This is a genomic window from Kitasatospora sp. NPDC004240, assembly GCF_053603215.1.
This window is the reverse complement of sequence record NZ_JBSGFD010000259.1, coordinates 1-9,921: the sequence shown is the minus strand read 5'-3', so window position 1 is coordinate 9,921 and position 9,921 is coordinate 1. Positions and strand designations below refer to the sequence as shown.

Annotated in this window: 10 protein-coding genes and 2 pseudogenes; 8 read left to right on the top strand and 4 right to left on the bottom strand. The window is 69.3% G+C overall.

Translation table 11 applies throughout. The annotated features are described in order from the left end of the window. The 5 genes and pseudogenes from ACWEQL_RS38075 to ACWEQL_RS38055 form a co-directional block, all read left to right on the top strand. Positions 1-516, top strand: a 516-nt coding sequence (locus ACWEQL_RS38075) for a DDE-type integrase/transposase/recombinase (protein ID WP_452155446.1), incomplete at its 5' end; no start/stop codon positions are given. 165 nt (positions 517-681) lie between these two features. Next, positions 682-876, top strand: a complete 195-nt coding sequence (locus ACWEQL_RS38070; protein ID WP_452155444.1) for a hypothetical protein — start codon at positions 682-684, stop codon at positions 874-876. Between the two features lie 1,164 nt (positions 877-2,040). Continuing rightward, positions 2,041-3,006 (top strand): phosphatase PAP2 family protein, encoded by a 966-nt coding sequence (locus ACWEQL_RS38065; RefSeq protein WP_452155442.1) that lies wholly within the window; start codon positions 2,041-2,043, stop codon positions 3,004-3,006. An 88-nt stretch (positions 3,007-3,094) separates the two neighbouring features. Continuing rightward, positions 3,095-3,328, top strand: coding sequence for a hypothetical protein (locus tag ACWEQL_RS38060; RefSeq protein WP_452155440.1), 234 nt, complete (start codon positions 3,095-3,097; stop codon positions 3,326-3,328). Between the two features lie 430 nt (positions 3,329-3,758). Then, positions 3,759-4,076: pseudogene (locus tag ACWEQL_RS38055) on the top strand (IS110 family transposase); the annotation flags it as partial. Between the two features lie 16 nt (positions 4,077-4,092). Here the strand turns inward: ACWEQL_RS38055 and ACWEQL_RS38050 are convergent. Together ACWEQL_RS38050 and ACWEQL_RS38045 are read right to left on the bottom strand one after the other, a co-directional pair. Beyond that, positions 4,093-4,245: pseudogene (locus ACWEQL_RS38050) on the bottom strand (hypothetical protein); the annotation flags it as partial. 294 nt (positions 4,246-4,539) lie between these two features. Further along, positions 4,540-4,806 carry a hypothetical protein gene (locus ACWEQL_RS38045; protein ID WP_452155438.1) on the bottom strand — a complete coding sequence of 89 codons (267 nt, stop codon included), beginning with the start codon at positions 4,804-4,806 and terminating at the stop codon, positions 4,540-4,542. 286 nt (positions 4,807-5,092) lie between these two features. Between ACWEQL_RS38045 and ACWEQL_RS38040 the strand changes: the two genes are divergently transcribed. Continuing rightward, complete coding sequence (locus ACWEQL_RS38040; RefSeq protein WP_452155436.1) at positions 5,093-6,721, top strand: ISL3 family transposase; 1,629 nt, start codon at positions 5,093-5,095, stop codon at positions 6,719-6,721. 77 nt (positions 6,722-6,798) lie between these two features. Next, a complete protein-coding gene (locus ACWEQL_RS38035; protein WP_452155434.1) occupies positions 6,799-7,332 on the top strand; it encodes a YrhB domain-containing protein in 534 nt (177 codons plus the stop codon). Between the two features lie 153 nt (positions 7,333-7,485). Here ACWEQL_RS38035 and ACWEQL_RS38030 read toward each other — a convergent pair whose 3' ends face one another. Further along, positions 7,486-9,078, bottom strand: coding sequence for an ISL3 family transposase (locus ACWEQL_RS38030; protein WP_452155432.1), 1,593 nt, complete (start codon positions 9,076-9,078; stop codon positions 7,486-7,488). A 173-nt stretch (positions 9,079-9,251) separates the two neighbouring features. On the opposite strand from ACWEQL_RS38030, the gene ACWEQL_RS38025 reads away from it, so the two are divergent. Next, complete coding sequence (locus ACWEQL_RS38025) at positions 9,252-9,620, top strand: hypothetical protein (RefSeq protein ID WP_380346165.1); 369 nt, start codon at positions 9,252-9,254, stop codon at positions 9,618-9,620. Between the two features lie 5 nt (positions 9,621-9,625). Here ACWEQL_RS38025 and ACWEQL_RS38020 read toward each other — a convergent pair whose 3' ends face one another. Then, positions 9,626-9,838 (bottom strand): ATP-binding protein, encoded by a 213-nt coding sequence (locus ACWEQL_RS38020; RefSeq protein ID WP_452155448.1) that lies wholly within the window; start codon positions 9,836-9,838, stop codon positions 9,626-9,628. Positions 9,839-9,921: the final 83 nt, after the last annotated feature.

Below are 9,921 nucleotides of genomic sequence, written 5' to 3'. Positions count from 1 at the left end.
GACGTCCGGTGGTGCGGCGACATCACGTATCTGCCGGTCGGCGGGTCGTGGATGTACCTGGCGACGGTGATCGACATGCACTCGCGGCGGGTCGTGGGCTGGTCGCTCGCCGAGCACATGCGTGCCGACCTGGTCGTCGACGCCGTACGGGCCGCCGTCGACGCCCGGGGCGGCGATGTGCGTGGGGTGGTTTTCCACTCCGATCGCGGCCCAGCATTGGGGACTCGCGCTGGTCGGTGGTGGCATTGGAGCCTGGCGATGCCGTGCAGGGGCCGGCAAGGGTGGAGTGGGAGTTGGAGCCTCTGGAGGGGCTCGGGCCGTTGTGGTTCGGCATGCGGGCCGCCAAGGTCGTCGCGGCCCTGCCGGGCATGGAGGAGCTGCGCCGGTGCCAGGGCGACTCGGAGAGCCTGGGCGTGGAATTCGGCACGGCGCCCACGGATCCGGCCGTCGTCGCCTACTTCTACAAGGGCCGGCTGTACTGTGCCGCGGCCGACGCGGCCCACGGGCCCCAGGTGACGCTCTGGGGCCGGGAGCTGACCGCCTGCCCACCGGCCGACCTGGAGCGCTTCCTCCTGCACGCCGACGACTGCGGGGTGACCGAGGTGTCGTACGGCCCACGAGGAAACCCGGGCTCCGACGGGCTCGGCCTGGTCCTGCGGGTCCAGGAGGTCGCGGGCCGTCATGGTGGCCCGGGCCTTCGCCGACCGGTGCACCGACGACCGGGAGGACGCGATCCCGCAGTGCGAGTGGGACGGCCACCAGTGGGCCTACCCCGGGCATTCCGCGCACTGGTGTCCGCCCGGCTGCTCCCCGAACTACTTCGGCCTGCCTCGCCCGTGGCCCACCGCCGACGAGCCCCGGCCCGCAAGCGGGTGAAGGCCAGGGCCGGACCGTACCCGCACCGGCCAGGTCAGGCCGTCGTCGGCCGGTACGACTACTTCCCCGCACCGAGTGAATCCGGCCCCGTTCGTAGCCGTCACACCCTTGTCGCCCGCCATGACCACCCCGGAACAATCACCGAGCAGAAGACGGACGGCATGGCCATTCGGCACGTGGGAGCGGCGGGGCAGCAGCGCTGCTCCGGGCAGTGGTGGGGGCGGTGCCCGCAGCGGCAGGGCCCGGGCGCGGTTCCGGCCCTGCCGCTGCTGCCCGGTCCGGGACCTCGGCAGTCAGGTGAAGGCCAAGGCCCCACGGCAGCGGCCTCAAATGGGCCCCATGGTGCGCGAGGGCACCGCCTGCGGCGGTGCCCTTCTGCGTTCCCTACACTCCCGGTTCCGACCGTCCGACCCGGTCGTCGGCTGCTGTGGGCAGCGGCCAGTACCCGGTGTTCCGCTTGCCGCTCAGCGTGTCCAGCAGGACATCCTCGGAAATCTGCAGCACGGGGGCGCAGCGGAGGAGGTGGGAGGGTGGTTCGCCGTTGAGCCAGGTGGTGATGAGGGTTCGGGGAGGAGGGCTGCTTGGGCGAGGCGGGCTGGGGTGAGGCCGAGGCGGTTGGCGCGGTGGCGGAGCAGGTCGGCGGCGGTCAGGTCGCGGTCGAGGACGGCGGGGCGGGCTTGCTGCGCGGCTACTGGGAGCGGCTCTCCGCCGACGGCACGGTCTGTCAACGGTCATGGTGCCGCTGGAGAAGCAGATGTGGGGCGACGTGTTCGGCATGTGCACCGACCGCTTCGGCATCACCTGGCTGGTCGACATCACCGGCCAGTCCGCCTGACGCCCCTCCCTGTCCTCGGACCACAGATCGAGGACAGCCGAGCGCAGATCGCAGACCTCAGGCCGCAACTCGCCGGTGCTGAGCTGCAGTCTGCGATCTGCGCTCGGCTCCGTCCGGCAGGCAGCGCTCAGACCACGGTGAGGTCGGCGGCCCCGATGCCGACCGAGAAGCGCCTGCACCAGGTGACGGCGCTCTGGAAGGCGGGCGCCCAGGTCGGTCCGCCTGTCCGAACGGGCGACAACGATCACCACGGCGGTGGTTCGGCCGCACGGCGCGGATACGCTCCGTGGCACTGCCCGTGCGTTCCGTCGATCCACCGAGAGTCGCCCGTGCCCGACCTTCTTCCCCCGACCCTGCCCGCCGGGTCCACCGCCACCAGGGCCAACGGCCGCTGGCGCAGCTGGCGCCGAACGGCCTGGCCGCTCTACTTCGGCCTGTTCGCCTGGTGGGTGTGGACGCGCGGCGTGCCCTACACCAACGACCTGGTGTTCCTCTGGCTGATCGGTGCCCTGCTGACCGCCGCCGTCCACGCCGGCGGAGGCTGGCGCAGCAGACTGCTCGTCCTGCGCGACTGGGTGCCGGTGATGGCCGTGGTCTGGACGTACTCACTGCTGCGGGGCTACGGCGCCCACACGCCCTGGCCGCCCTACCTGCACCCCCAGCTCGCCTTCGACCGGGTACTCGGCTTCGGCGAGACCTGGACGGTGCGCCTGCAGTACGCCCTCTATACCCCCGGCCGCCCGCGTCTCCACGACTACCTGACGGTCGCGGTCTACATGTCGCACTTCTTCGTCGTCTTCGTGCTGCTCGCCGTCCTCTGGCGACGCAACCACGCCCGCTTCCGGCGCCTGCTCGCCTACTACCTCGCCCTCACCTACGCCGGGTTCGTCACCTACATCCTCTACCCGGCCGTACCGCCCTGGCTGGCCGCCGAACAGGGCCGGATGCCCGCGCTCACTCGGGTCGTCGGCGACGTGCTCGGCCACCTCGGCCTCCCCACGGCCGCCTCGGTGTTCGAGAACGGCAGCCGCTTCTCCAACGACGTCGCCGCGATGCCCTCGCTGCACTCCGCGTACCCGATGCTGGTCACCCTGTTCTTCTGGCCCGGCGCCGGCCCGACCGCCCGGGTCCTGCTCGCCGCCTATCCGCTCGCCATGGCCTTCACCCTGGTGTACGGGGCCGAGCACTTCATCATCGACGTCCTCGTCGGCTGGACCTACGCCGCCGCCGTCTACTTCGGCCTAGGCCGCCTCCTCGACCGCCGCGCCGCCCACCGCAGCCGCGAAGCGGCGTAGCCCGCGCCGCCGGGGCGGGGCGGGGCACGGTCGGGGTCGGGGTCGCAGTCAGGCGCCAGGTCTTGGTCAGGCCCTGGAGCTGGAAGTCGTGGTCGACGAGGTTGAGGGGCCAGATTCGGCCCGGGACGAGGGCGGGGGTGGAGAAGAAGTGGGTGAGCAGGCGCTCCAGGGACTGGGCCATCGCGATTGCGCAGGGCTGGTCAAAGAAGCGGACGCGTTTCCGACCAAGGCGACCATGACGAGCCCTGACGGCTCCAGCGACAGGATTCCTGTCGAGGAGCTGGTCCTGATGGCCCTGGGCGTAACCGCCACGTCCCACTGACACGAGAGGCCGACGACACAGCCCGTCGGCGGTCGGCCCTCACCCCCATACTCCCCGGGCTACAGGCGGCAACGGACCGGCGGCCGGCCGTGCTCGGGGGTTCACGGCCGGCCCGCCGCCACCCACAGCATCACCGTCCACCCTCCCCGCCCGCGCGCCGGGCTGCGCCACGCGGGCGGGGAGGGGCACCCGGTCAGCGGGCTCTACCTTCTGAACTGGGTTGATCGGGCCATTCGTAAGGTTGGGTCGCCCAGGGGCGCTGGGTGTGGCTATCAGCGGGCTGCCGTGTCGTGGCTTTCCTGGCTTCGCCGCCCGGCGCCCCACGACGACTCGGCCGCCGATTAGGAAGTGCGAGAAAGTCGCTGAGTAGAGCAATGCCGGCGAGGTCGTCCGTGGCACGAACAGCACGAACACGCACGTCAGGAGCGCGATGAGCCGGATATGGGCGGGGATCGACAGCGGCAAGGGCCATCACCACGCCCTGGCGTTGGACACGGACGGCAGGAAAGTGTTGTCGCGGCGGGTAGCCAACGACGAGCCCGAGCTGCTGAACCTGATCGCCGACGTCCTCGCCCTCGCCGACGGCGAGCCGGTGACGTGGGCGATCGACATGACCGGCGGTGAGCCGGCCCTGCTGCTGAGCCTGCTGGTCTCCCACGGCCAGGAGGTCCTGTACATCCCCGGCCGTCTGGTGAACCGGGCCTCCGACGGGTACCGCGGCGAGGGCAAGACCGACGCCCGCGACGCCGGTTCTCGCAGTACAAGCGGCGTACGGACAGGTCGATTCGGACAGGCCGGCCGCCGATCCCGGTATCGGCGAGATGCCGCACATAGCGGCTGTGGCACCACTCGCTCGGCTGGCCGCAGCCCGTACACGCCGCATGAACATCGGACCGTGTGCGGGCGCGAACCGCCACGACAGCATCGGAAACCTCAACCGAGACAACCAGCACATCGGCCAACTGCGGTAACAACGAGGACAGTTCAACAGAACACAGCCAGAGGTTGCCCGCCAGCAAACCAGCTGGCCGCCGCCCCAAGACGATCTCCGGCTACGAAAATCTTGCCAGAGCCATGAACACGCCCAGCTACGTACAGACGACCGTGCCCAACTGGTGTGGTGCTCAGGCCGGTGGATCATCCGCACAGTGCCGCACCACAAGAGTGCCCCGATCGGTGATCTGGGCAGTCTTGTGGCCGACTGCACCGCTTTACACCTCGTTGAAGCCGCGCGATGCGTCGTAGATGTCGGCCTCGATGACGACCACGAAGAAGCACGTCACGACGAAGTGCACCATTACACGGTCTTCCCAGGCTGCACGCGTCACAGCGTCGTTCGTGTAGGCGAGGTGACTGCTTGGACCTTCAGGCTCAGCTGCGATCCTGTCGACCAAGCGCAGGAACTTCTCCCGATCTGCGGCCGGCATGTAGTCACGGAATCGCACCACCTGCTCGGTGAACTGGACGCGTCTCTTCATCGAGGCAGGATTCTATGGACACGGCGAAGGCCCTGCCGGGAATATCGGGTGGGCCTACTCACCCGCAGGTAGCTCAGGCGGCGTCCTGCCTGGGTGACAGGGCAGACGGTCGAGTTCCAGGAGGGTGCGGAAGCCCGCTGCACGTGTACTCGATGCCGCCGGAGCCCGCGTCGTCGGCGATCTCCAACTGAGCACGTTTACCCGTACTTCGTTGAGCACTTTCTTGGCTCTGGCAAGATTTTCGTAGCCGGAGATCATCCCGGGGCGGTGGTCGGCTGGTTTGCCGGTGGGCAACCTCTGGCCGTGTTCTATTGAACTGGCCGCACTGTTACCGCACTTGGCCAATGTGGTGGTTGTCTCGGTTGAGGTTTCCGATGCTGTCGTGGCGGTCCGCGCCCGCACACGGTCCGGCGTTCCAGCAGCGTGTACGGGATGCGGCGAGCTGAGCGAGTGGTGCCACGGCCGCTATGTGCGGCACCTCGCCGATGTCGCGATCGGCGACCGGTCGATCCGGATCGGCTTGAGTGTCCGCCGTCTGTACTGCGAGAACCCGGCCCGTCCGAAGGTGACCTTCGCCGAGCAGGTACCGGGACTGACCGTGCGCTACCAGCGGCGGACCCCGCTGCTGCAGCACCTGGTCGAGGCGGTCGGCGTCGTACTGGCGGGCCGGGGCGGGGCCCGGATGCTGCGCATCCTCAACATCGCGCTCTCGCGGTCCACTGTGCTCTCCCAGCTGATGCGGATGCCGCTACCCGCGCCGGTGACACCCCGGGTGCTGGGGGTCGACGACTTCGCGCTCTACGGCGACACCTACGGCACCCTCCTGGTCGACGCCACCACCCGCCTGCCGGTGACGCTCTGGGAAGGCCGGGACGCCGAACAGCTGAGCCACTGGCTCCGCGAGCATCCCGGGGTGGAGATCGCCTGCCGCGACGGCTCACTCACCTACCGGCAGGGCATCGCCGCCGGCGCCCCCGACGCTGTCCAGGTCAGCGACCGCTTCCACCTGTGGCAAGGCCTGTCCCGGCGCGTTCAGGAACTCGCCGCCACTCACCGCACCTGCCTGCCCGCCGCACTGCCGACCCCTGAACCGGCCGGGTCGGAACCCACCGACGAAGCGGCAGCGAGTCCCGTCTCGGCGGGCACTGCGGCCGGCCGTCATGCCCAGCGACTGTTCGAGGCCGTGCACGCGCTCACCGATGCCGGCCGCACCTACAGTGTCGCGGCCCGAGAGCTCGGGCTGGACCGCCGCACGGTGCGCAAGTACGCCCGTGCCCACACCTGGCACGAGGTGATGCGACGGGCTCCCCGCCGCCCTTCCGCCCTGGACCCCTACCTCGACTACCTGCAGCAACGCTGGGACGAAGGCGAGCGCAGCGCGAAGACCCTGCACCAGGAACTCCTCGGCAAGGGCTACCTGGGCCACTACCAGCGCGTGAAGATGGCCCTCGCACCCCTGCGGCGCGGGCTACCGCTGGACGAGCCGCGCGAACGGCCGCCCTCCCCACGCGAAGCCGCACGCTGGATCATCACCGCACCCCACCGGCACAGCCTCCAGACCGGCCAGCGTCTGCGCCGGCTGCTCGACCACTGCCCGGAACTCCGTCTCACTCACGACCTGGTCCGCCAGTTCGCCACCATGCTCGACGCCCGCGACGGCACACCCCTCCCGGGATGGCTCGACCAGCTCGCTACCAGCGGACTGACGCCTCTCGCCGGGATGGCCACCGCCTTACGCGAAGACCAGCACGCGGTCCGCCAGGGGATCACAACTCACTACAACTCCGGCGTCAACGAAGGCCGTATCACCGACGTGAAGCTGCAGAAGCGCATCATGGCAGGACGTGCCGGAGTGCCGCTCCTCCGCCACCGGGTCGTACTGCTCGCCCCCCTCCGCCGCCGCTTCACGGCCTGAAGACCGCGTCTGAGATCTCGACGCGGGCGCGGCCACGCCCCCCGAAACCCGATTGACCTGCGGTGAATGATGGAAGCGTGATTTCGAAGGAACGCGCCGTCGAGCTTGTCGAGTCCCTGCTGGCCCGAGAACGGTTGACGTGGGCAGGACCACTCCGCGAGCTCGCCGTCTGCGCCGTGGAGGAGCATGCGGTCGGCTGGCTCGTCTTCTGGAACTCGGCGGAGTACGCCCGCACCCGTGATGTTCGCGACAGCCTCGTTGGCAGCGGCCCTTACCTGGTGGACCGGCACGACGGCAGCATCCACCACGTCCCCGCCACCACGTGGATAGCCGAGAACTGGGAGGAGCTCTACCTCCAGCAGATCAAGGGCATCCGACCGCCTGCCCCACTGACCTCGTCCGTTCGCGCAGTGATTCACTCCGCCGGGGTCGTGGCCGCCATGAGCCACCTGCGGAAGCAGGCCCCGCGGATGAGTCTGCGGGATGCAAGGGCATACGTCTTGGCCCTTCGCGATGGTGACGAACCCTCGGAAGAGCTGGCAAGCCTTACCCGGACAGAGGAGAGCTGCCCGCCTCTGTCGATCGAAACGCTGGCTGGTCCGGTCCAGTAGCCGTGCGACCATCCAGACCAGTGGAACGGCAGACCGCGACGCGGTTCGAGCACCGACCGAACCAAGACGATCTCCGGCTACGAAAATCTTGCCAGAGCCACTTTCTCAAGTACGCCGACCGCGTGACCGTCCACGCCGCCACGACCGGCGGCCTCATGTCGCGAGGAGGACGCGCTTGCGCAGGAGGTCGAAGCCGGCGCGGCCGAACATCTGGCGCTTGATCATCTTGATCTTGTTGTTGTGGCCCTCGACCGCGCCGGAGCTGTAGCTCAGGGTCAGACCGGCGACGACCGCATCGAGGTCCTGCAGCAGACCGGTGGCGAAGCTTCGAAGGGCCGGGACCTGGTCCTGCTGGACCCGTGTGATCCAGTCTTTGAGCTCTCGGCCGCGGCGGTCGTTCATCAGCTCGGCGAAGGCCCTGACGTGCTCGGCGGTGGTGGCCAGCACCGGGACGCGGGCGAGGACCTCCTTGAGCTGCTGGGCGTCTTCGTCACGCAGGCGGTCGGGGCGGCGGGTGATCCAGCTGGTCACGTCCCGGACGGAGGGCTTGCGGCGGGGCGGGTCCTGGTCGGGGAACGCCTCCCGCAACCGACGCACGTAGACGCGCACGATCTGCTCCTGACCGGGGAATCCCCGCTGTCGAATCTCCTCGAACAAGCGCCGGGCGATCGTGTGGCCCTCGGCGAACCGCTGGTGGAGGTAGGGCTTGTAGGGGTCGAGGATGCTGGTGCGTCCGGTCCAGCGGCCGACCAGCAGCTCGTCCGGGTCCTGCGCGCCGGCCAGTCGGCGCACCGTGTTGCGGGCCAGGTCCAGTCGTCGGCCGATGGCGCGCAGACTGAACCCGTCGTCCATGAGCGCATGGACGGCGGCGTGCTGTTCGCGGACCCGGTCGGACAGCCGGCCGGTCCGGCGAGGCTCGGAGCTGACGGACGCCAAGGCGACAGCCGGAGCCGGACCTGCTGGAGGGGCCGGTTCGGATAGCAGGGCACGGTGCTGGAGCACGGTCTTCTCCACCGCGTCGGCGAGGTTCTGCCACAGGTGGAACCAGTCGGCGACGTGGATCGCGTCCGGGGCGCCGAGCCGGACGGCTTCGGCGTAGGAGGCCGACCGGTCGCGGCAGACGACCTTCACACTTGGATGGTCGGCCAGCCAGGACCGGACGGTTGCGACCGTGCGGTCGGGCAGCAGATCGACTGCGCGGCGGGTCTCGATGTCGACCAGGATCGTGGCGTAGACGTGGCCCTTACGCAGGGCGAACTCGTCGATACCCAGGACGCGCGGCACCACGTGCGCCGGATCCGGCAGGGCGCGTATCAGCCGCAGGAGCGTCGAACGGCTCACGGGGACCGCGAAGGTCTCAGCCAGACGGGAGCCGGCCCGGCCGGCCAAGGCCAGGGCGAGCTGCTGCAGCGCGGCCTGCAGTCCCTGGCTCCGACGCCCGTGACGGAAGGTCAGCCCCGACGCCTGCTCGACGAACGTGGCCCGGGGGCAAGCTCGTTCACGGCAACGGAACCGGCGGACCCGTAACTCGACCACCACCCGACGCCGACCCGCCGCGCTGTCGTCCAACCGTCGAACGTAACTGCTGTGCACCCGGGTCGAGACGGTCCCGCACGACGGGCAGCCCGCCTCGTTGCCGGTCGTGGCGGCGTGGACGGTCACGCGGTCGGCGTGGATGGTCAGGGTGTTGACCGCGACGTCGGCGGTCTGGTGGACCCAGAGGTTTTGGAGGAGATCGTCAGCCACGACCGTTCATGATCGCGGCTCCGGTGACCCTCCGTGGCTCTGGCACGGAAAGTGATCCAGAACCGCAGATTTGACCCCGCACCAGTCCCGCAGAATTGACCCCCTGGGGTCGGTTCGGGCCTGTCCGCCGGCCTGTGCGCGAGATGACGGTCACCTGCCCGATACTGTCCGGCGTGGACTTCACCTCTGGAGGGACGGACGGCCCGCGTCTTGACGCCGCTGCCGTGGCTCAGCTTGATGTCGGCAGCAACGTCTGGGGATCTTTGACCGGGACAGCCAGCGCCCAAAACGCGGCTGAGCTGTTCTTCCGCGCCGGCTGGCGGGTCCGGCGATCGAGCTGGACCGAGTTCCAGGTCGAGAACGAGTCCGCGGACCTTGAGCTGACTCCGCTCGAACCCGTCGTGTTCAGCGGGTTCGTGGATCCCGATCGCATCACTGACCTGCTGGGGGCCTTGAACGGGATGGGCTTGACCTTCAGCGTCGAGTTCGAAGACCGTGAAGGGCGAGAGCACATCTTTCGCTCGGCCGACCAAGGCGGCTGACAGGCTCAGTCGCGGTGGGCTCGGTTCTCCTGCGCCAGGAGCTCGCGTCGCTGACGGGTCCGGTAGGAGTCGCCGGTCAGGGTGAGAACCTCGGCATGGTGGACCAGCCGGTCAATCATCGCGGCCGCGACGACGTCGTCCGAGAAGGTCTCTCCCCACCGCCCAAAGGGCAGATTCGAGGTCACCATCACCGAGCCCTGTTCATAGCGCGACGCGATGAGCTGGAAGAACAGGTTCGCCGCGTCCTGGTCGAACGGGATGTAGCCGACCTCGTCGATCTATGCGGTTATTGGCCTAGATG